At 60.7% G+C, this 21,482-nt stretch carries 23 protein-coding genes and 1 riboswitch; of the genes, 19 read left to right on the forward strand and 4 right to left on the reverse strand.

The window, feature by feature from the left end; genetic code table 11:
- Window positions 1-160: 160 nt before the first annotated feature.
- From acpS to ASE94_RS15050, 8 genes are all read left to right on the forward strand, one after another.
- A complete protein-coding gene (acpS, locus tag ASE94_RS15015; RefSeq protein WP_061907053.1) occupies window positions 161-580 on the forward strand; it encodes a holo-ACP synthase in 420 nt (139 codons plus the stop codon).
- A gap of 30 nt (window positions 581-610) precedes the next feature.
- Window positions 611-1,435 carry a signal peptidase I gene (gene lepB / locus ASE94_RS15020; RefSeq protein WP_061907052.1) on the forward strand — a complete coding sequence of 275 codons (825 nt, stop codon included), beginning with the start codon at window positions 611-613 and terminating at the stop codon, window positions 1,433-1,435.
- Window positions 1,432-2,139: a ribonuclease III gene (gene rnc, locus ASE94_RS15025; protein ID WP_062631074.1), complete on the forward strand. Its 708-nt coding sequence runs from the start codon at window positions 1,432-1,434 to the stop codon at window positions 2,137-2,139. The genes lepB and rnc overlap by 4 nt, the downstream gene beginning before the upstream one ends.
- Window positions 2,136-3,068: a GTPase Era gene (gene era, locus ASE94_RS15030; protein ID WP_061907050.1), complete on the forward strand. Its 933-nt coding sequence runs from the start codon at window positions 2,136-2,138 to the stop codon at window positions 3,066-3,068. The genes rnc and era overlap by 4 nt, the downstream gene beginning before the upstream one ends.
- An 18-nt stretch (window positions 3,069-3,086) precedes the next feature.
- Window positions 3,087-3,692 carry a Pr6Pr family membrane protein gene (locus ASE94_RS15035; protein ID WP_062631075.1) on the forward strand — a complete coding sequence of 202 codons (606 nt, stop codon included), beginning with the start codon at window positions 3,087-3,089 and terminating at the stop codon, window positions 3,690-3,692.
- 9 nt (window positions 3,693-3,701) lie between these two features.
- Complete coding sequence (gene recO, locus ASE94_RS15040) at window positions 3,702-4,412, forward strand: DNA repair protein RecO (RefSeq protein WP_062631076.1); 711 nt, start codon at window positions 3,702-3,704, stop codon at window positions 4,410-4,412.
- A 220-nt stretch (window positions 4,413-4,632) separates the two neighbouring features.
- The gene (gene parC / locus ASE94_RS15045) at window positions 4,633-6,933 is read left to right on the forward strand and encodes a DNA topoisomerase IV subunit A (RefSeq protein ID WP_062631077.1); all 2,301 of its coding nucleotides are present in this window, start codon (window positions 4,633-4,635) and stop codon (window positions 6,931-6,933) included.
- A 237-nt stretch (window positions 6,934-7,170) separates the two neighbouring features.
- Window positions 7,171-7,479 carry a Dabb family protein gene (locus ASE94_RS15050; RefSeq protein ID WP_062631078.1) on the forward strand — a complete coding sequence of 103 codons (309 nt, stop codon included), beginning with the start codon at window positions 7,171-7,173 and terminating at the stop codon, window positions 7,477-7,479.
- 19 nt (window positions 7,480-7,498) lie between these two features.
- Here the strand turns inward: ASE94_RS15050 and ASE94_RS15055 are convergent, their stop codons facing one another.
- Entirely contained in the window at window positions 7,499-8,230 is a 732-nt protein-coding gene (locus ASE94_RS15055) for an arginyltransferase (RefSeq protein ID WP_062631079.1), read from the reverse strand.
- A 58-nt stretch (window positions 8,231-8,288) separates the two neighbouring features.
- Window positions 8,289-8,798, reverse strand: a complete 510-nt coding sequence (locus ASE94_RS15060) for an RDD family protein (protein ID WP_062631080.1) — start codon at window positions 8,796-8,798, stop codon at window positions 8,289-8,291.
- A gap of 122 nt (window positions 8,799-8,920) precedes the next feature.
- Between ASE94_RS15060 and ASE94_RS15065 the strand changes: the two genes are divergently transcribed.
- Together ASE94_RS15065 and ASE94_RS15070 are read left to right on the forward strand one after the other, a co-directional pair.
- Window positions 8,921-9,718 (forward strand): class I SAM-dependent methyltransferase, encoded by a 798-nt coding sequence (locus tag ASE94_RS15065; RefSeq protein WP_062631081.1) that lies wholly within the window; start codon window positions 8,921-8,923, stop codon window positions 9,716-9,718.
- A 105-nt stretch (window positions 9,719-9,823) separates the two neighbouring features.
- Window positions 9,824-10,762, forward strand: coding sequence for a DMT family transporter (locus tag ASE94_RS15070; RefSeq protein ID WP_062631082.1), 939 nt, complete (start codon window positions 9,824-9,826; stop codon window positions 10,760-10,762).
- On the opposite strand, the gene hemB is transcribed toward ASE94_RS15070, so the two are convergent.
- On the reverse strand, window positions 10,759-11,772 hold the full coding sequence (hemB, locus tag ASE94_RS15075) for a porphobilinogen synthase (protein ID WP_156352168.1): 1,014 nt from the start codon (window positions 11,770-11,772) through the stop codon (window positions 10,759-10,761). The two genes, ASE94_RS15070 and hemB, sit on opposite strands and share 4 nt — an antisense overlap.
- 201 nt (window positions 11,773-11,973) lie before the next feature.
- Between hemB and ASE94_RS15080 the strand changes: the two genes are divergently transcribed.
- From ASE94_RS15080 to ASE94_RS15095, 4 genes are all read left to right on the forward strand, one after another.
- Window positions 11,974-12,363 (forward strand): hypothetical protein, encoded by a 390-nt coding sequence (locus ASE94_RS15080; protein ID WP_062631083.1) that lies wholly within the window; start codon window positions 11,974-11,976, stop codon window positions 12,361-12,363.
- A 339-nt stretch (window positions 12,364-12,702) separates the two neighbouring features.
- A complete protein-coding gene (locus ASE94_RS15085; RefSeq protein ID WP_061907041.1) occupies window positions 12,703-13,212 on the forward strand; it encodes a winged helix DNA-binding protein in 510 nt (169 codons plus the stop codon).
- 384 nt (window positions 13,213-13,596) lie between these two features.
- Window positions 13,597-14,805: a L,D-transpeptidase family protein gene (locus ASE94_RS15090; RefSeq protein WP_162236104.1), complete on the forward strand. Its 1,209-nt coding sequence runs from the start codon at window positions 13,597-13,599 to the stop codon at window positions 14,803-14,805.
- 266 nt (window positions 14,806-15,071) lie between these two features.
- Window positions 15,072-15,284 (forward strand): hypothetical protein, encoded by a 213-nt coding sequence (locus ASE94_RS15095; RefSeq protein WP_062631085.1) that lies wholly within the window; start codon window positions 15,072-15,074, stop codon window positions 15,282-15,284.
- 30 nt (window positions 15,285-15,314) lie between these two features.
- Here the strand turns inward: ASE94_RS15095 and ASE94_RS15100 are convergent, their stop codons facing one another.
- Complete coding sequence (locus ASE94_RS15100) at window positions 15,315-15,770, reverse strand: BA14K family protein (protein WP_062631086.1); 456 nt, start codon at window positions 15,768-15,770, stop codon at window positions 15,315-15,317.
- A 160-nt stretch (window positions 15,771-15,930) separates the two neighbouring features.
- Window positions 15,931-16,014: riboswitch (ZMP/ZTP riboswitch) on the forward strand.
- Between the two features lie 119 nt (window positions 16,015-16,133).
- Here ASE94_RS15100 and glyA point away from each other — a divergent pair.
- From glyA to ASE94_RS15130, 5 genes are all read left to right on the forward strand, one after another.
- Window positions 16,134-17,432, forward strand: coding sequence for a serine hydroxymethyltransferase (glyA, locus tag ASE94_RS15105; protein ID WP_061907037.1), 1,299 nt, complete (start codon window positions 16,134-16,136; stop codon window positions 17,430-17,432).
- Between the two features lie 63 nt (window positions 17,433-17,495).
- Window positions 17,496-17,975, forward strand: a complete 480-nt coding sequence (gene nrdR, locus ASE94_RS15110) for a transcriptional regulator NrdR (RefSeq protein WP_061907036.1) — start codon at window positions 17,496-17,498, stop codon at window positions 17,973-17,975.
- An 80-nt stretch (window positions 17,976-18,055) separates the two neighbouring features.
- Window positions 18,056-18,529: a 6,7-dimethyl-8-ribityllumazine synthase gene (gene ribH / locus ASE94_RS15115; RefSeq protein WP_062631087.1), complete on the forward strand. Its 474-nt coding sequence runs from the start codon at window positions 18,056-18,058 to the stop codon at window positions 18,527-18,529.
- 1 nt (window position 18,530) lies between these two features.
- Window positions 18,531-19,025 carry a transcription antitermination factor NusB gene (gene nusB, locus ASE94_RS15120; protein WP_061907035.1) on the forward strand — a complete coding sequence of 165 codons (495 nt, stop codon included), beginning with the start codon at window positions 18,531-18,533 and terminating at the stop codon, window positions 19,023-19,025.
- Between the two features lie 582 nt (window positions 19,026-19,607).
- Window positions 19,608-21,419 (forward strand): hypothetical protein, encoded by a 1,812-nt coding sequence (locus tag ASE94_RS15130; protein WP_156352169.1) that lies wholly within the window; start codon window positions 19,608-19,610, stop codon window positions 21,417-21,419.
- Window positions 21,420-21,482: the final 63 nt, after the last annotated feature.

Genomic DNA, 21,482 nt, shown 5'->3' on the forward strand with positions numbered 1-21,482 from the left:
CTCGCCCCTTGAGGGAGAGGGACAGGATTTTGCGTCCAGCAAAAATCCAAGGTGAGGGGTATCTATCCTCCGCAGAGGAGCATGTAATGCGCTCGCAGACCCCTCATCCGCCCTTCGGGCACCTTCTCCCTCAAGGGGAGAAGGAAGAAAGGCCAAAAGAATGATCATCGGCCTCGGCTCCGACCTCATACAGATCCATCGCATCGCCAACACCATCGAGCGCTATGGCGATCGGTTCACCAACCGCTGCTTCACCGAGCTCGAGCGGAAAAAGTCCGATCGTCGGGCCCAGCGCGCCGCCTCTTATGCCAAGCGTTTCGCCGCCAAGGAGGCGTGCTCGAAGGCGCTTGGCACCGGCCTTAGTTTTGGCGTTTATTGGCGCGACATGGGCGTCGTAAACCTGCCATCGGGCAAGCCCACGATGAAACTGACCAATGGCGCCCTGCGCGCTCTTGAGCGCCTTATCCCGCCAGGCCACGAGCCCCATATCCATATTACCATCACCGACGATGCAGGCCTCGCGCAGGCTTTCGTCATCATCGAAGCGCTGCCGATTGACCCGTCGCGGGCAAGCGTCTAACGCTCTCGTCAGCGCTATACTGGAATTGCAATGACCCAACCCGCCAATAAGACAGTGAACAAATCAGCCGCCAGCGAGTGGTGGGATACTTTCGTGGTCATTGTTGAAGCGCTGCTGATCGCCATCGTGCTGCGCTTTTTCCTCTATCAGCCGTTTTCGATCCCGACGGCATCCATGCAGCAGACGCTGATGATCGGCGATTATTTCGTCGCCAACAAGTTCGTCTGGGGTTACGGCAAGCATTCCTTCTCGCTTGGCCGCTATGGCGATTTCAGCCTTCTCGATTTCGAGTTGCCGATTTCCAATCGCATCCTTGGTCGCGAACCGAACCGCGGCGACATCGCCGTGTTCCGTCCGGTCCCGCAGACCCAGGAATATATCAAGCGAGTCGTGGGCCTGCCGGGCGATCGCATCCAGATGAAGGAAGGGCGTCTCTACATCAACGACGTCATGGTCGAGCGCGAACTGGTTGGCACGACGACCGATACCGACAGCACGGGCGATGCCCGCGAGGTCCAGGTCTATCGCGAGACCTTCCCCGAAGGCACGACCCACATCATCCAGGAAATCTCGGACAACGCGCCGCTCGACAACACGCCTGAATATGTCGTGCCCGCGGGCCATTATTTCATGATGGGCGACAATCGCGACCGCTCGGCCGATAGCCGCGTCCTTTCCCAGGTCGGTTATGTCCCTGCCGTCAATCTGATCGCCAAGGCTGAAGCGCGCTTCTTCTCGATCCGCGACAACCTGCCGCCGTGGCAGATATGGCAGTGGCCGGCCAATGTCCGTTGGGATCGCATGTTCCAGTCCGTCTATGGCAACCCGCCATATGACACGACGGCTGCCCCGTGAGCCGGCGCGACAAGAGCCACGAACAGCTTCAAAACCGTCTCGGCTATAACTTTGCCGATCCGGACCTTCTCTCGCGCGCCTTGACCCATTCGAGCGCCGTCTCGCCGGGCAAGCGCGTCGAGCGCTCCTATCAGCGGCTTGAGTTCCTGGGCGATCGCGTCCTCGGCCTCGTCGTGGCGGATATGCTCTATGCCCGCTTCCCCAAGGCCAATGAGGGCGAGCTGAGCCGCACGCTCAACACGCTCGTGCGTAAGGAAACCTGCGCCATCATTGCCCGCCAGCTCAATCTCGGGCCGGAAATGATCCTTGGCGAAAGCGAGGCCCGCACTGGCGGCGCCGAAAAGGAAGCCATTCTTGGCGACGTCACCGAAGCCATCATCGGCGCAATTTTTCTCGACGGTGGCCTCGATCCCGCCGCGGACTTCGTGCGCAAGCATTTCGAAGAATTTATCGGCGAAGGCCAGACCCATCGCGCCGACGCCAAGACCACGCTGCAGGAATGGGCCCAGGCCCGCGGCCTTGAGCCGCCAACCTATGCGCTCGTCGAACGCACCGGCCCCGACCACGCCCCCGAATTTACCATCGCCATAGATCTCGCCGGTTTCGAGCGGATTTCGGCGACTGGCCCATCCAAGAAAATAGCCGAACACAAGGCCGCCGAAGATTTCCTCAAGCGCCAGAATGTTTGGAAGGACCGTTCATGACCGACCCAATCGCGCCCGTCGATCTCGCCAACACCGCCTGCGGATTCATTGCTCTGGTCGGTGCACCAAATGCCGGCAAGTCGACGCTGCTCAATTCGCTGGTCGGCACTAAGGTCTCGATCGTCACGCACAAGGCGCAGACCACTCGCAGCCAGGTCCGTGGCGTCCTGACGCTCGATCAGACCCAGCTCGTCTTCGTCGATACCCCCGGCGTCTTCACACCCAAGCGTCGGCTCGATCGCGCCATGGTCGATAGCGCCTGGGGCGGGGCAGGGGATGCCGATATCGTCGCCTTCCTCATCGACGCCGACCGCGGCCTCACGCCCGATATCGAGCTTCTGATCGAAGGGCTCGATAACATCCCGCACCCAAAAGTCCTGATTCTCAACAAGATCGATCAGGTTAAGCGCGAAAAGCTCCTCCAACTTTCGCAGGACCTCAACGAGCGTCTCCGTTTCGAAGCCACCTTCATGCTCTCAGCGCTCAAAGGTGATGGTGTCACCGATTTCATCGATTGGTGCGTCAAGCACGTGCCGCCCGGCCCCTGGCATTTCCCGGAAGATCACCTCACCGATCTCACCATGGCCATCACCGCCGCCGAAGTGACCCGCGAAAAGCTCTTCCTTCGCGTTCACGACGAGATCCCCTATACCTCGACCGTCGAGACCGAGAGTTTCAAGATCCAGAAAGATGGCTCCTACAAGATCGACCAGGTGGTCTACCTCGCCCGCGAAAGCCACAAGAAGATCGTCCTTGGCGCCGGCGGCCAGACCATCAAGGCGATCGGCGCGGAGGCCCGCAAGGAACTGATGGAAATGTATGAGGTGCCGATCCACCTCTTCCTCTTCGTCAAAGTCCGCGAAAAGTGGGCCGACGACCCCGAGCGCTATCAGGAAATGGGCCTCGAATTTCCCCACGAGAAAAAGTAAGGCGAACGCGAGGAAAGCATGCGGACAGCTACGGTTGTAAGGCTATTTTCCTCGGTGATTGCCGCCATAGCCTGGGTGGGTCTCGGCATTCACATCGGAGCCCAATGGCGCCTGAGCGGCTCGCTCCTTGGCGGGCTCTGGGTGCTGGCCGACTATTTCACCGTTACGACCAATCTGATCGTGGCCCTGGCCTTCACGCTCCACGCCCTCCGCAAGGGTGGCGTGGGGCCGCGCCTCCTCGGTTTCGTCACCATAAACATTGCCTTGGTCGGCGTCATCTATGCCCTGCTGCTGCACGGCCTTGTCGAACTGACGGCAGGCGCGGCCGTCGCCAACGTGCTGCTGCACATGGTTACCCCGGTCTTGGTCCCGATATTCTGGCTGTTCTGCGTCCGGCGCGGCGCGCTCGACATGCGCGATCCGCTCGTCTGGGCGATCTATCCGATCGCCTACCTCCTTTACGCCCTCATCCGCGGCGCGGCCCAAGGCCACTTCGCCTATCCGTTCATCGACTACGTTAAGTATGGCATCCCGCAGGTCACGATGACGGTGATTGTCATCACCGTGGCCTATCTCGCGGTCGGCGCCCTGATGGTCCTCCTCGACCGGCGTTTGGCACGGTAGCGAGCCCATATGGAATGGACCGGTGAAGCCCTTCTCATAGGCGTCCGCCGCCACGGCGAGACCAGCCTCATTATCGAGGCCATGGTCGCCGGGCGCGGGCGAAATATCGGCCTTGTGCGCGGCGGCCGCTCGTCAAAGCTCGCCCCGACCCTCCAGGTCGGCAACACGATCCAACTCACCTGGCGCGCCCGGCTCGAAGACCACCTGGGTACCTTCACCGTAGAATTGATGCGCGGCCGCGCCGCCGACCTCATGACCGACCGGACCCGGCTCTATCTCGCCCAACTGGTCTGCGAGCACCTGCGCCTTCTGCCCGAGCGCGATCCCCATGATCGATTGCTGGGCCAGGCCCTGTCGTTGCTCGACCATCCGCCCGATGGCGTGGCGCTGGCGCGGTTCGAACTCAACCTGCTCGAAGAACTCGGCTTCGGCCTCGATCTCTCCAGCTGCGCTTCGACTGGCGCCACCACCGACCTGACTCATGTCTCCCCCAAATCCGGCCGAGCCGTCTCCCGCACCGCCGCCGAACCCTATCGCGACCGCCTCCTGCCACTTCCAAGCTTCCTCAACGCCCGCGGCAACGCCTCCCCCGACGACCTCCGCAACGCGTTCCGGCTAACCGGCCATTTTCTCGACCGCCACGTCTGGTCCGCCCGAGACATGGAGCAACCGGCCATTCGCGCGTCCTTGATCGATCTCCTAAGCCAGGAGAGCCACTGACCCCGCCGAATTCGCCATGGCGAATTCGGTGACCCCTCGCCCCTTGTGGGAGAGGGACAGGAATTTCTTCGTTCAGAAGAAATTCCCGGGTGAGGGGTGTCCATCCTCCGCAGAGCAACCAATGGCAGAAATCCCCAAGAAATCCGCGCCTTTCCTGTCCCTTTCCCGCGCGCCCGCTATACTGTCTTCCTGATTCGTTCTCCATGAACCTGAGCACCGCATGTCCGACGCCGATACCCTGCCACCACCCGATGATCAGCGCATCGTCGATCTCAAGCAGGCGCTCGAAGAACGGTATCTGAGCTACGCCCTCTCGACGATCACGCAGCGCGCCCTGCCGGACGCGCGAGATGGTCTTAAACCGGTCCATCGCCGCATCATTCACGCCATGCGCCTGCTGCGCCTCGACCCCGGCCAGGGCTACAAGAAGTCTGCCCGTATCGTCGGCGACGTCATCGGTAAGTTCCACCCCCACGGCGACCAGTCGATCTACGATGCCCTCGTGCGCCTCGCGCAGGATTTTGCGCTGCGCTACCCGCTCGTCGACGGCCAAGGCAATTTCGGCAATATCGACGGCGATAGCGCCGCGGCCATGCGCTACACCGAATCCCGCATGACCGAAGTCTCGATGCGCCTTCTCGAAGGCATCACCGAGAACGCCATCGACTTCCGTCCGACCTATGACGGCGAAGACGAAGAGCCCGTCGTGCTCCCGTCCAACTTCCCCAATCTTCTCGCCAATGGCTCGACCGGCATTGCCGTCGGCATGGCGACCTCGGTCCCCCCGCACAACGTCGTCGAACTCTGCAATGCCGCGCTCAAGCTCATCCACAATCCCGCGGCAACGACCGAAGAGCTGATCCACGCCGATCTTTCGGCCCCGCCCAGCATGGACGACCTCGTCCGTGGCCCCGATTTTCCGACCGGCGGGCACCTGGTTGAATCCCGCTCCTCCATCGTCCTTTCCTACGAAACCGGCCGCGGCGCCTTCCGCCATCGTGCCGTCTGGTCCAAGGAAGAAAAGGGCAGGGGTGTCTATCAGATCGTCGTCACCCAGATTCCCTATGGCGTGCAAAAGTCCCGCCTCGTCGAAAAGATCGCCGAGCTGCTCCTTGCCAAGAAGCTGCCGCTGCTGAAAGACGTACGAGACGAGAGCGCCGACGACATCCGTCTCGTCCTCGAACCACGCGCCGGCACGGTCGATGCCGTCATTCTCATGGAACAGCTCTTCAAGCTCACCGAGCTCGAACTGCGCTTCCCGCTCAATCTCAACGTTCTCGACAAGGGCACGACGCCCAAGGTCATGAGCCTTGCCGATGCGTTGCGCGCCTGGCTCGATCACCGCAAGATCGTTCTTGTCCGGCGCTCCGAGCACCGGCTCGAACAGATCGCCAATCGCCTCGAAGTGCTCGAAGGCTACATCGTCGCCTATCTCAACCTCGACGAGGTGATCCGCATCATCCGCGAGGAGGACGATGCCAAAAAGAGTCTGATGGCGACCTTCGACCTGACGGACAATCAGGCTGAAGCTATCCTCAACATGCGCCTGCGGTCTCTCCGCAAGCTCGAGGAAATCGAACTCCGCAAGGAGCACAGGAACCTTACGGCCGAAAAGGGCAAGCTCGAAGCGCTGCTGGCCTCCGAAAAGAAGCAGTGGGGCGAAATCGCCAAGCAAGTCGAAGCGCTGAAAAAGGCCTATCCGCTTTTCGAAGCCGATGGCACGACTCCCCACGCCCTTGGCGCCCGTCGCACCATCTATTTCGACGCGCCGACCGCCGATGCCGCCGAAATCACCGAAGCCTTCATCGAGCGCGAGCCGGTCACCGTCATCCTCTCGGAAAAAGGCTGGATCCGCGCGCCCAAGGGCCACAATGCCCCGGCCGACGAGAAGGGTTTCAAGACCGGCGACCGCCTGAAACTTGCAATCAATTGCGAGACCACCGACAAGCTCCTGATGCTGACGACTGGCGGCAAGGTCTATACCATCGGCGTCGACAAACTCCCCGGCGGCCGCGGCCAGGGCGAGCCGGTGCGCATCATGGTCGATATGGAAGAAGGCCAGGATATCGTTGCGCTCTTCGTCTACAAGCCCGGCGCCAAGCGCATCATCGCCTCCTCGGCCGGTTATGGCTTCATCGTTCCCGAAGACGATCTCATTGCCAATACCCGCAAGGGCAAGCAGATCCTCAACGTCTCCCTGCCCGAAGAAGCGCGTCTCATCGTCCCCTGCGACGGCGACCGCGTGGCCACCATCGGCGAAAACCGCAAGCTCCTCGTCTTCCCCTTGGCGCAACTGGCCGTGATGTCCCGCGGCAAGGGCGTCCGCCTCCAGCGCTATAAGGATGGCGGCATTTCCGACATCAAAACCTTCTACGCCGCTGACGGTCTCACCTGGACAGACAGTTCGGGCCGCACCTATTCCAAACCCACCGAAGAACTCACCGACTGGTTCAGCGACCGCGCCACCGCCGGCCGTCAGCCCCCGACTGGCTTCCCGAAGAACAATAAGTTTGTTGGGTGAGGGGCGAACGCGCAGCGCAAAATTGCTCCAGTGGAGCAATTTTAGGCCCGAACGCCCGGAGAGCTATGCTCGAGGGCCGGACGTGCTCATCACGGACCACCGCTTGCCACCCCGGCGAAAGCCGGGCCCATCCTGAGATTTCAAGATGGATCCCGGCTCGAGGCCGGGATGACGCGCGGTGGATTACCAACAAGCTTATGAAGCTCCCACCCCAAACCCTTCGAAGGACTCACGAAAATGATCCGCCACTGCGTTCTCGTCCGTTTCGGTCCTGAAGTAACGCAAGAGCAGCGCGCCGCGCTCTACGCCGAACTTGAATCATTGCGTGAAGTCGTCCCCGGCTTTCTCGCCATGTCCGCCGGCCCCAATGTGTCACCCGAAGGCGTCCATCAAGGCTTCGTCGATGGCTTCACCATGGATTTTGAGGATGAGGCGGCCCGTGACGCCTACCTCGTCCACCCGGACCATAAGGCCGCAGGCTCAAAACTCGTCGCGGCACTCGAAGGCGGCCGTGATGGTCTGATCGTGTTCGATATGGTTGTGTGACCGGCAAACGCCGGTCGTATCAATCCTCGACCCGACACCAGCCGGCATGGCCGCGCTGCACTTCCAGCGGCCGATACTGCGCCTTATAGGCCATCTTGGGCGAGTTCTTTACCCAATAGCCAAGATAAACGTAGTTCAGCGCCGAGGAGCGCACCTGCGCGATGTGGTCGAGAATAAGAAAAGTCCCGAGGCTGCGATGCGCCAGTTCCGGGTCATAAAACGAATAGACCATAGATAGTCCATCGGGCATCACATCGGTGAGCGCCACCGCGACCAATTGCTCGTCGGGGTGGTCACGAAGACGATATTCAACCAGGATGGATTGTACTGGCGTGTCTTCCACCATGTACTCATAGTCCTGATAGGACATCTGCGTCATCCCGCCGCCCGCGTGCCGGGATTCGAGATAGCGGCGGAAAAGCTCATATTGCTCGCTAGTGGCGGTCGTCTGCCGGACGGTAACGGACAGATCCGCATTGTTCCGCAAGACGCGCCGAAAACGGCTCGATGCTGCAAATTCACCGGCCACGATCCGCACGGATTGGCAGGCATTGCAGCCCTCGCAGGCCGGCCGGTAAATCAGGTTCTGGCTGCGGCGAAACCCATTGTCGCTGAGCACGTGATGCAGCGCCGAGGCCCGTCGCCCGCTCAAATGGGTAAAGAGCTTCCGCTCCATGTGGCCCGGCAAATAGGGACACGGCATGGCTGCAGTCAGAAAAAGCTGCGTTGTCTCTGGTGATTGGTCGGTCATCTACGACCCGTTGCTGCAATCAGACGATACTAGCCTTAGAGCCGTCGCCTCGCAATGTTCACGAAAAGGCCGCGCTGCGCGCACCGCCCCAATGCCGCACCATGGGCGAGCGACGCACCATCAGTGTGCCGACGATCAGGTCATGGATCATCTGCCGTCGAGGCGTGAAGAGCGCAAAGAGCAGCGAAATAGGCCAGGAAATCCAGAAGCTTACCCAAAAGAGCAGCGCGTGGAAAATAGCCATCCAGCCATCGAGTGGCTGCCCCCGCGTCGGCGTCAAAACGATATCCATCATCTGCATGCCGACCGTCGCTCGTCGCGACGACCCGAGCGTTGCAGCATAATAAAGGACGATCGCGCCGGGAATCACCGCCGGCAAGGCGATCCAGGCCAGCCCTAGGGTAAAGAAGCCGAGCACCCCGCCGATCATCAGCGCCGCCAGCACCAGCGCGCCCATGATCATCAGGTCGATGAAATAAGCCATGACGCGTCGCGTCAACACGCCTTCGAACAATTCGGGGGCGTTGGCGGGGTCTGGGAGATAGGGGCGAACGTGGTCCTGTGTCATGGTCCAGAAATTGTCACGCCTGCGCCGCAATGCAAGACCCAAGGCACAGAAAAGGAACCGCCTGCGCCAAGGGTGACACGCTCGCCCGAGCATCCTATCCTTCCAAAAACGAGGAGGGCGCGATGAGCCAGATCACCCAAGACATGGATCGCCAATATTCCGATAGCGAAAAGCTCGCCGCCCGCGCTCGCCTCTCCGGTGGCTTCAGCAAAGCGGAGGTCCCGTGGTTCACTTGGGTTGCCCAACATGTTTCGGTCTCTACCGGCGCCAAAATCCTCGACGTTGGCTGCGGCCCCGCCTGGTTCTGGCAGGAGGCCGTGTCGGTGCTCCCAGAGGGCCTCGATGTGACACTGTTCGATCAATCCCCCGGCATGGTGGCCGAAGCCGAAACCCGCTGCCGCGCGCTACCCTTCGCAAGCATCTCAACCCAGGTCGGCGACGCCGCAAGCCTGCCCTTCGCCGATGAAAGCTTTGACGCTCTCATCGCCATGCACATGCTCTACCATGTCAAAGACCAGGCTGCCGCCATCGCCGAGTTCCATCGCGTCCTCAAACCAGGCGGGACGCTTCTCGTCACCACCAATGGCCGCAACAACATGGCCGAACTCTATGTCCTGACCACGGTCTTCGGCAGCGCCCCGCGCGATCCCGCTGGCGACGCCTTCGGCCTCGACCGCGCCGAGCATCTTCTGAAAGCCCAGTTCGGCAATGCCGCGCTCAAGATCTATCCCGCGACCATGCGCGTCACCGATCCGGAAGTCGTCTACCTCGCCATGACTTCATATCCGCCCGGCGATACCGCGCCGACCGATCAGCAAGCCGCCTTCCGCGCTGCAATTCATTCCGCTTTCGAAGCCGGCAACGGTGGCGTCGACGTTACAAAGGAAGTTGGCTTAGTCGTGAGCCGCAAAGCCGCTTAGCGATTGAGGCGTTTCCGCTGGGCTTGGCGGGGCCTGGTGCTTATTATCGACCCAATCCTGCCATTTGCGAGTCGCCCCGATGCGCTCGCCGCCTCGGACTAAACCATGTCGACCACTTCTGCGTCCCCCGCGCCGCTGACCGATCAGCCATTGCGCGGCCTTGCCCTGATCATCGGGGCAACGATGCTTTTCGCCCTCAACGACACGACCAACAAACTGCTGGTCACTGAATATAACGTGCCGCTGGTCACGGCCATTCGCTACATCACTCATACACTTCTGATGCTGGCGCTCGTCGCGCCGTTCCGCGGCCGGCAGATGGTGAAAACCACGCGCACCGGTCTCGTCCTCGTCCGCGGCGCCTGCCTCGCGGTGGCGTCTCTCCTGATGGGCTTTGCGCTACAACGCATGCCTGTCCCCGAGACGACGGCGATCGTTTACATCATCCCTGTTCTAGTCATCCTGCTCTCCGGCCCGATCCTTCATGAAAAGGTTGGATCCGCCGCCTGGCTCGCAGCAGCGCTCGGCTTTGGTGGCGTGATGCTCATCGCGCGTCCCGGCGGCGGGCTTGATCCGCTCGGCGTTGCCTTTGCGCTCGGCAATGTCGTCGTGTCGGTCGCCTACAACATGCTCTCGCGCGTACTCGCCCGCACCGAGCGCACCATCACCATGCTGTTCTATACAGCGCTGATCGGCGCCATCGCGTTCGGCATCCTTCTCCCTTGGACACTCTATGGCGTTGCGCCCACGCAATTGCAGATCGTGCTCTTCCTCAGTCTCGGCGTCTCCGCTTGGCTGGGCCACTATCTCTTTACGCAGTCCTATCGGTATGCACCCGCCGCCATTCTGGCGCCGATGAACTATCTGCACCTGGGCTGGGCAACGCTGCTCGGCTGGCTGGTCTTCGGCCACGCCCCGGATTCGATCGCCCTGATCGGCATCGCGCTCGTTGCCTGCGGTGGCGTCGTCAGCGCGACCATGGCGCGCCGCCGCAGCCCGCGCGCCAAGGAAGAAGTTGCAGCCGCGCCGGAAGGGTCGGTTTAGCGCCCGAGCTTCCGCGCCATTTCGAGCGCATAATAGGTAAGGATGCCATTCGCACCGGCGCGCTTGAACGCCCAAAGGCTTTCGAGCACCGCCGCGTCGCGGTTGATTGCGCCGGCCGCCCCGGCCAGCTCGATCATCGCATATTCCCCGCTCACCTGATAAACATAGATCGGCACGTTGAAGGCGTCCTTTGTCCGCCGCACGATGTCGAGATAGGGCAGACCCGGCTTGATCATGACGCTATCGGCGCCCTCGGCGATATCCTGCTCGATCTCGCGCAGCGCCTCGTCCGAATTGGCGTAGTCCATCTGATAGGTGCGCTTGTCGCCGCGCAACCGGCTCCCCGAACCCACCGCCTCGCGGAACGGACCATAATAGCAGGACGCATATTTGGCCGCATAAGACATGATCTGCACGTCCTCGAAGCCATTGGCGTCAAGCGCCGTGCGGATAGCGGAAACGCGCCCATCCATCATGTCGGATGGCGCGATGATATCGGCGCCCGCCTTGGCCTGCACCAGCGCCGATTTGACCATCGCCGCCACGGTCTCATCGTTGAGGATATGACCGTCCCGGACCAGACCATCCTGGCCGTCGCTCGAATATTCGTCGAGCGCCACATCGGCAATCAGCCCGATCTCGGGCACAGCGGACTTGATCGCCGTCAGCGCCCGGCACATCAGATTGTCCGGATTATAGGCCTCGGCCCCATTCTCGCTGCGCAGGTGATCTGGCGTATTGGGAAAAATCGCCAGCGCTGGAATGCCTGCATCGCGTGCGGCCTTCGCCGCCTCAACCAGGAGATCGATCGAAAGCCGCTCCACGCCTGGCATGGTCTTGATCTGCGTCCGCTCGTTCTGCCCCTCGATCGCAAAGAGCGGCCAGATCAGGTCACGCGGCAAGAGCTCCGTCTCGCGCATCATGTTCCGGCTCCACCCCGTCCGCCGCAACCGCCGCGGCCTGCGGCCTGCGAGGAAGGACATATCGTGTTTGGGCCAGCTTTCGCTCATTCTTTCATTCCTTGCTACGTGATGGAGGCATCCACCGGACCCAACCGAATTCGCACTAGCGAATTCGGTGACACCTCCGCCGTGATGGGGGCGGCTGGGAGGGGGCAACAATCACTTTGGCTTTGGGCGTCATAACAGTCGGAGTGATCGCCTCCAAGCCGCCGCTTGTCGCAGCCCCGTCCCATGGCATAGTAAGAAGCCATGTCGTTCAAGTCACCCCAACTCGGTCTTTATCTCCGCATCACCGCGCTGCTCAGCCTTGCTCTGGGGCTCAGCGATGCCGGGCGCCTTCTCGGCATCAACTCTGGTGCGACCAGCCCCGTCGCCGTCCTTGGCTCATCGGGCTTTGTATTTCTCGCGATCTTTTCGCTCTCGCGCCTTTTCGCGGGCGTTGGGCTCTGGCTCAAGGCTAGTTGGGGCGCCGTGCTTCTCGTTGGATCGACCACGGCCGAACTCGCGCTTTATCTCGCCGGCAATGGCAATATCCACATGTCCGCTCCGGGCTTTGCCGTCCGCGTCATTCTGCTGGTCGCCATTCTCGTGATTTTTGCCCTCAGCTTCCGCTTCACCCGCGCCCAGGCAGCGGACTGAATTCTTGCCTTCCAATTCGGCTCAAATCGCTGGGATCGCGGTAACCGTCCGCAGTGGCTGCGATGAGGCAAGGAGGGGTGCGTGGCGCGCAGCCCGTCTACGCGACGACCCTACTTTTGCCCAACGCGCTAACAGCCCCAACCCTGCGTCAAAGCCGTTTACGCCCCGGAAAGGTTACAACTTTATGCACCGGTGTGACGATCCGTTAAGCCAAATTCTCATTGCTTTCCAGTAAGATGACATTAAGCGTGCTGCTTAGGTGGATCTTAGTCCGGCCGTCGTAGTTTGGCCTCATGAGATGCGAAAAATCGCACGCAGATAAAAACAGTGAGGCAAAAAATGGCAATCAAGTCGAACGCAGCTGAGACCCTAGTTCCGAACCGTCCGGAAAGTCTGAAGCCCCTTTATCTCGAAGCCGTCTCCCGCGTGGAGCGTCTGCACCGCCGTCTGCTCGATCTGATCAAGGACGAGTTCGACCGTATGGGCTGGGATGATATCAACCCGGTCCAGGCGCTGCTGATGTTCAACATCGGCGATAGCGAATTGACCGCCGGCGAACTGCGTTCGCGTGGTTACTACCTTGGCTCGAACGTCTCCTATAATCTCAAGAAGCTGGTCGAAACCGGCTACATCTTCCAGGAGCGTTCGCGCACCGATCGTCGCTCGGTCCGCATCCGCCTCACCCCCAAGGGCGAGGAAGTCGCGGAAGTCATCGACGAACTCTATGATCGTCACCTCAAGTCCATCGATAAGGTCGGCGGCCTTGGCGACGAAGAGTTCGACAACCTCAATAAGGCACTCGCCCGTCTCGAGCGCTTCTGGGTCGACCAGATCCTCTACAAGCTCTGATCCTTTAGCCTTGCAAGCGATCTGCACCCGTCACCGCGTAAAAATGCGGGGCGGGGCAGTGCGTCGCAGAATCAAGAAAATGGCATGCGGGTGTAGGTATGTGTTGCCTCCACGCCACACTCTTTGCAGAGACGCCGGCCGCAAGCCGGCGTTTTCTTATTTGTGCCGCAAACCGGGCGCAGCGATTTTTGCTGGTTTTAAACCATTTTTCGCTAATTCAAGGTCGAGCCGAGCGTGGTTCACAAGGCGTTGAGAGCCGTTGTGGAATCCGCCTCAGCAGTGATATCGCGCCATGACGTGGCGAGCGACTTTTTCTGAGGTACCGATATGCGGGTAAATCGACGTTCCTTTCTTCAATCCATGACATTCGTTGGCGCGTCCGCAGTGCTGCCGACTTTGGCACGGGCGCAGGAAAGCGAGTCGATGTGGGGCATGTTCTCGCGCGATCGCGTGTTGGGCGACGCTGCCAAGGGCGGGGCAACCGCCGCTGCCGAAGCCCTCATTTCGACAAACGAGCCGATCCTGTCGTTCGACACGGTCTACAACCTGCAGCTCGCCATCTCGCAATACGAGCCATTCGTCGCAGCCGGCGGCTGGGAAGAGATCCCGCAGGAAGCCTATGGCCTCAACTTCGGTAAGTCTTCGCGCGCCGCCGTTGCCCTCAAGCGCCGCCTGATTTCTTCGGGCGATATGGCGCTCGTTGAAAACGTCAACGACGTCTTCGACGAACAGACCGATGCTGGCGTCCGCGCTTTCCAGGCCCGCCATGGTCTCGTCGTAACCGGCCAGGTCGATGAAGCCACTTGGTACGCAATGTCCGTGCCGGCTCAACAGCGCCTGCAGCAGCTTTACCTCAACTACACGCGCGTCCAGAGCATGGCCGCCAATCTCAACCCGCGCTATGTCGTCGTCAACATTCCGGCTGCGACCATCGAAGCGGTGAATGACGGCATGGTCGAGCAGCGCCACACCGCGGTGGTCGGCCGCGTCGAGCGCGCCACCCCGATCATGGCGAGCAAGATCAGCCAGATCAACTTCAACCCATACTGGCATGTGCCCAAGTCGCTGGTCCGTCAGGACCTGACCAAGTACATGATGGAAAACCCCAACTACCTGACTGAACAGAACATTTTCATCTATGACGGCTCGGGTCAGAAGGTTGATCCCTCGACGATCAACTGGGCCGCGATCACCGATCAGCAGGTGAATTACATGTATCGCCAGGAACCTGGCGCGGCCAATTCCATGGGTCACTGCAAGATCAATTTCTACAATCCCTACGATTGCTACCTGCACGACACCCCGTCCAAGGCCCTCTTCGGCGAAAACGCTCGTTTCCACTCGTCCGGCTGCGTTCGCGTCGATGGCGTCAATCAGTTGGTCAATTGGCTGCTGCGCGACAATGGCGATTGGGACCAGACCAAGGTCGACTCGACCTTTGAAGCGCTTGAACGTCTCGACGTCGAGTGCAAGGCCCGCGTGCCGATCCACACGACTTACATCACCGCCTGGGCCAACCGTCAGGGCACCGTCAGCTTCCGCGACGACGTCTACAAGTTCGACGAGCAGGGCAAAGTGAGCTTTGATGCGTAAGCGTTAAGTCCTGAAAATACGAAAAATCCCCGCGAAAGCGGAGATTTTTGTTTTTGAATTTTCTCCCCTCACTCTCGGCGTCATTCCCGCGAAAGCGGGAATCTCTTGCCCCTTAGATGGATTCCCGCTGTCGCGGGAATGATGCCGTAGTTGGGCGAACGGAGTTGATGCTGATCGATGATCATCGATGCGGCCAGCCGGTCCCATCTATTCCGACTCCCCCGCCTGAAAATCCCTGCTAAACTCCATCCATCAATGGAGGTCCCATGGCGGGCAAGGTTCTCTTCGAGTTTGTGCAGATGGGGCAGGTCATGCGTGTCGCCGCCATCGACGAAGAAACCGGCACGGAAGTTTTCGTCATCACGCCGGTCAACGCTGCCCGCATTCACATGGAACGCTTGGCCCTCGCAAAGCTACGGCGGAAACTCGGTGAAACCGAGCCCCCGCCGTCGCCGCGTCCATCAGGACGTTATGCCTGAGACCAGAAAGGTCTCGGCGCTACTCTGAAATCAAAGGCGGCACTGGTGGCGGATGCCATCATAGCCGAGGTAGGTATTGGTCCGCTCATCATAGGATTTGTAGCGGGCGTAGCACGCGTTGACGTTCCCGCCGCCATTGCCTTCGCGATAGACGACCACGTCGCCGCGATTATTGTTGGCCGCGCCATTGGCAATGATCGAGCCAAGCGCTGCACCAAAAGCGATCCCGAAGATGCCGGCCGAGATATTGTCGATCGACGAGCGGCGGGTATTGTAAAAATTGTAGTAGTCGCGATCGTCCCAACCACCATTGTAGAAGCCGCGGCAATCGCGGTCCCATGGGTTGCGGTCGCAATAGGTCTCGACGACCTTATAGCGCTGGCCAAAGCTTAGATTGACCGATTGCGCCTGCGTCGGGGCAGCGGCGCTCAGCATCGCCATGCCACCCAGGGCCACACCACTCACGATACGTGCAAGGTTCATCATTTCTCAACTCCCGGGCCGCAGCCCACAAGATCCTTGCGCAAACAATGTCGAGACCTGTCGACTGGTTGCGAGATGCCTAAATAATGAACACCTCATATGTGCTTTCACCCAGTTGAGTGACGCGCCCTCTTTTCCCAGGCGCTCATTTGCGGCATAAGGGTGCCGTTCGCGCGACTGGCGAGAAAAGGTGGGCAACCACCGGGGAACGCGAACCTCTGTGAAGCCGCTCGCCTGGGCACCCATCCGCGATCAAGGGAGCCCCCATGCACCCGTTTCCGTCTGTCGGCCTTTTATTTGCGCCATTCGACGTGATATGGGCACCGCCATGCCGGCCAACCTGATCCTTTTTGAGGAAGTCTTCCCATGAGCGCTGCAACGTCAACTCCGCTCTTCCCGCATTTCTTCTCTGCCGCCGTGGCCGAGACGGATCCGGATCTCGCACGGGCCATCCAGGACGAACTGGGTCGCCAGCAGAACGAAATCGAGCTGATCGCTTCGGAAAACATCGTCTCCCAGGCTGTGCTCGAAGCTCAGGGTTCGGTGCTGACCAACAAGTATGCCGAAGGCTATCCCGGCAAGCGCTACTATGGCGGCTGCCAATATGTCGACGTTGCCGAAACCCTCGCGATCGAGCGCGCCAAGCAACTTTTCGGTGTGGCTTTTGCCAACGTCCAGCCCAATTCCGGTTCCCAGGCCAACCAGGGCGTCTATCAGGCCCTGATCCAGCCGGGTGATACCATCCTCGGCATGTCGCTCGACGCGGGTGGTCACCTGACCCATGGCGCCAAGCCCAACCAGTCCGGCAAGTGGTTCAACGCCATCCAATATGGCCTCCGCAAGCAGGATGGCCGCGTGGATATGGACCAGGTCCGCCAGCTCGCGCGCGAGCACAAGCCCAAGATGATCGTCGCCGGTTTCTCGGCCTATTCGCGCGTCATGGATTGGGCCGAGTTCCGCCAGATCGCTGACGAAGTCGGCGCAATCCTGTTCGTCGATATGGCCCACGTGGCCGGTCTCGTTGCCGGCGGCGCTTATCCGAGCCCGTTCCCCCATGCCCATGTCGCATCGACCACCACCCACAAGACCCTCCGTGGTCCGCGTGGCGGCCTGATCCTTACCAACGATGAAGACATCGCCAAGAAGATCAATTCGGCCATTTTCCCGGGCATCCAGGGCGGCCCGCTGATGCATGTCATCGCGGCCAAGGCCGTGGCCTTCAAGGAAGCGCTCCAGCCTGAGTTCAAGCAATACGCTGCTCAGGTCGTTGCCAATGCTCAGGTTCTTGCCGAAACCCTCGTCAAGGGCGGCGTCGATATCGTTTCGGGCGGCACCGACAATCATCTAATGCTGGTCGATCTCCGTCCCAAGGGCCTCACCGGCAAGGCGACCGAAAATGCCCTCGGCCGCGCGCATATCACCTGCAACAAGAATGCCGTGCCTTTCGATCCGGAAAAGCCGGCGATCACCTCGGGCATCCGCCTCGGCACTCCGGCGGGCACGACGCGCGGGTTTGGCACGGCCGAGTTCCAGACCATTGGCGAGCTGATCATCGAAGTGCTCGATGGCCTTAAGACCAATGGCGACGACAACAATGGTGCCGTCGAAGCCGAAGTCCGCGCCAAGGTAAAAGCCCTGACCGACCGCTTCCCGATCTACGGGTAAAACACCCTTCGTCATTCCCGCGCAAGCGGGAACCCTTCTTTGCCATGAGAGGACATAGAGCCAATGCGCTGCCCCTATTGTGGCAATGACGATACCCAGGTGAAGGATAGCCGCCCGACTGAAGATTCGGGCGCTATCCGCCGTCGCCGCGTGTGCAATGCCTGCGGCGGCCGCTTCACCACATTCGAGCGCGTGCAGTTGCGTGATCTGACCGTGGTCAAGAAAACCGGCCGAAAAGTCCCCTTCGATCGCGAAAAACTCACCCGCTCGGTCAATACAGCGCTCCGCAAGCGCTCTGTCGATCCCGAACGCGTCGAGCGCATGATTTCGGGCATCGTCCGCCAGCTTGAAAGCCTTGGCGATGTGGAGATCACCTCGGATCAGATCGGCGAGTATGTCATGGAGGGCCTCAAGGGTCTCGATGACGTTGCCTTCGTTCGCTTCGCCTCGGTCTACAAGAACTTTGCCGGTCCCGACGATTTCCGGGATTTCCTTGCTACCCTCGATGCCGACGCCAATACGCCGCCTCCCGAAGATGATTGAGTTCCCCACCGGAGTCCTGCAGTTGCGCGGACTCGCCCGGCGGACTAAGGGATTGGCTGGCAAGTTTTAGGATGACGGCAATGGATTCTTACGGCGAACGTTTCCCCATCGAGGCCAATTCCGCAGTTGGGCTCCACTTCCTCATCGTCGAGGGTAGGGCTTATCCCGGCATTGCCGATGAAATGAAGTCGGGTGCCGTTGCCGCGCTGACCGCCGCTGGCGCGACCTACGACGTCATTGCCGTCCCCGGCGCCATGGAAGTTCCGGTGGGCGTCGCCATGGCGCTCGAAACCGAACGATATGACGGCTTCGTCGCCCTCGGCTGTGTCATCCGCGGCCAGTCCAATCATTACGTCGCTGTTGCCAGCGAGAGCATTCGCGCGCTGGCCGAATTGGCCGTCGTCGATGCACTGCCTCTCGGCATCGGCATTCTTACCGTCGAGAATGAAGGTCAGGCATGGGCCCGCGCCCGCACCAATGATGGCGACCGTGGCGGCGATGCTGCCCGCGCCGCCCTCGCTCTCGCCGCTCTCAAGGCAAAGTTGAACGCATAGTATGAACGACACGCAGAAGCCCGTACCCCAGACCGCACGCAGCGCCAATCAGCGCGGTGCTGCACGCCTTGCCGCCGTGCAGGCGCTTTATCAAATGGATGTGGGCCGCCAGACGCTTGAAGATACGCTCGCCCAGTTCGGCGCTTTTCATCTCGGCCGCGAGATCGAAGGCGAGCAATATCTCCCGGCCGACGCCGATTTTTTCAGCCAGATCGTTCGTGGCGTAACCAAAAACCAGCTCGAAATCGACCCCGCGATCGATACCGCTCTGGCTGACGACTGGCCGATGGAGCGCATCGACTCGACGCTCCGCGCCATCCTCCGCGCCGCTGCCTTCGAGCTGCTCCGCCGCCGCGATATCCCGCCCCGGGTCGTCATCACCGAATATGTCGATGTTGCCCGCGCTTTCTTCGAAGAAGACGCCTCCGGCATGGTCAACGCCGCCCTTGATTCCATCGCCCGCACCGCCGGCGTCGATATGGAAAAGAAGGCCTGACCCCCTTCCGCACAGCGCTCCACCCTGCTGCCCTTCCGCTGGCAACCATGGCGTTGACCCCTGCTGTGCAGGCTGAGGCGCCGTGTCCAGTACAATACGCGCTGGCGAGCACGGCATCGGAGAGCGTTGGCGTCATCGTCGAGTGCAGCGCGAAGAACGCCAAGCTTCCAGCCGAAGACATTGTGCTGTCGCCCGACGTTCCACTGTCGCTCGGCGTAACTGAAGGCGACAGCGTGAATCTGCTCTCTCCGGAAGGACCGGCCCCCCGCTCGGCGCGTTCCCAGTCCTGAAGTCCCTTACTGTCGCGTCAGCGCCGTCGGGCCCGGTATCGCAAAACATGGTCATTGTCTCCAGGGCGGCCTTCCAAGAGCTCTTCGGCAAAAACGGCTCGCCAAAGTAATCCCGTGAGCTCGCTAGCCGCATTCAATGCACCAACTGGTTACTTAGCCTTGACGTTTCCGTCTGACTGATGGAATGTTTGTTCCGCGATCTACGATTGTGGAATTTGCATATCATCACCAAGAGCGGCTGAGCCTTCGGTACAATAATAAACGCCGGCCTCCGCTCATTGAGGAGGACATCATGAATCGCCGTTTTTTCTTGGGTGCCGCGTCGGCGCTCTGCACGCAAGCCGTTGCCCAGTCTCGCTGGCTCGCGGGCTCCGCCATCACCCTTGGTCTTACAGGAACCGCCATGTCAGCCGAAGCCGATACCGCTAGTCTCGCTCTTCTTACCAAATCCGCGGACGGCCAGGTCCAAAAGACCATTGAGGGCCTGCCCGAGGCGATGACCGGTTCCCCACGCGGCTTGACGCGCCAGGTTCGCCGCCTCGTCACGCCCTTTGTCTGGGCGGACTCGAAATACCACCACGACGAATCCCTGCTCCCCCACATCCGCCAGGCGCTCGAAAAGCTCAGCCAGGCGCAGCATGACGATGGCACCTTCAGCGTCGGCAATCGCCATTCCCCGCCCGATACCGGCTTCCTCATCGAAGATTTCGGTCTCATGGTCTCGCTGCTTGAGGCTGATGATCACGCCGATAGCGCCGCCATCGCTGACACGATCCGCGCCATCCTGACCAAGGCCGGCCCAGGCCTCGCGACCGGCGGCGTCCACACGCCCAATCACCGCTGGAAAATCTGCGCCGCCCTCGCGCGCATCAGCCACGTCACTGGCGATAAATCCTACCTTGCCCGCATAGACCAATGGCTCGCCGAAGGCATGGATATCGACGAAGACGGCATCTATTCCGAGCGAAGCCCGATCTACTATTCCGAGGTCACCAATCCTTCGCTGCTCGTCGTTGCCCACGTCCTCGATCGGCCAGAACTCCTCGATTATGTCCGCAAAAATCTCGAACTCTCGATCGAGCACGCTGACCGGAACGGCGAAATCGAAGCCGTTCACTCCCGCCGCCAGGATCAGCATCAGCAGGGCACCAATCTAAAGTCCTTCTACGTCCAGTTCCGCGAACTGGCTCTCCTCGATACCAATGGCCGTTTTGCTGCCATGGCCCGCCTTATCGAAGAAAAATTCGCCCCTGAACTCGGCGATTATCTTGGCGATCTCATCGAACGTCCCGAACTCGCCGCAGCCCTCCCGGCCAGCGAGGAAGCCCTCGTCGATTTCAAGAAACACTACAATACCGCAGGCCTCGTCCGCATCCGCCGCGGCAAAATTACCGCCTCCGCCTTCGGCGGCAGTGATTGGTATGTGAACGGGCAAGAGAGCAAGTTCTTCAACACTGTCGGCTCTGGCCTCTCGACAAACCCCACATTTTTCCGCGCCACAAACGGCGCTGCAATCCTCGACGCCGTGCGCCTCGTGCCCAACTTCTTCTCCATGGGCCATTTCCGCTCCAACGGCATCGGCTACGACAACGGCGCCATCACGCTCGGCAATGAGCTCAAGGTCCCTTACTACCTTCCCATGCCCCCAGAGCGCCGCGATCCCGACGGCGTCTATGCGCTTTCGCGTTCTGTGGATGGCCGCTTCAATTCCATGCTCGATTTCGAAAATCGCCCCGTCTCAACGCGTGATCTCAAGACCGACGTGGCCATCACTGAAACCGAAAATGGGTTCGATCTCGCCTTTGACGTCTCGGGCGAAGACGATGTTGAACTCACCTGGGAACTCACCTTCCGCGAAGGCGGCGAACTGTCAGGCGTCGAAGCCCTCGAAGATGGCACCTTCCATCTGATCGAAGGGCAGGGGACCTACACCCTCGGCCAGGACAAGATCACCTTCGGCCCCGGCAATGGCAAAGGCCTCATCGAGGTGCGTCCCGGCGAACAATATAGCTGGACCAATGGCAGCCTGACCCTCAAAGGCCACCGCGTCTACATCACCGCCAAATCGCCGGTGACCTACACCCTAAGCCTCGGCTTCGCCTGACGCTCGATCGCTTCCTCCCCCTACCAGGGGGAGGTTAGGTGGGGGTACCCCGCACAAACAAAA

The organism is Devosia sp. Leaf64 (genome assembly GCF_001421945.1).
Taxonomy (GTDB): domain Bacteria; phylum Pseudomonadota; class Alphaproteobacteria; order Rhizobiales; family Devosiaceae; genus Devosia.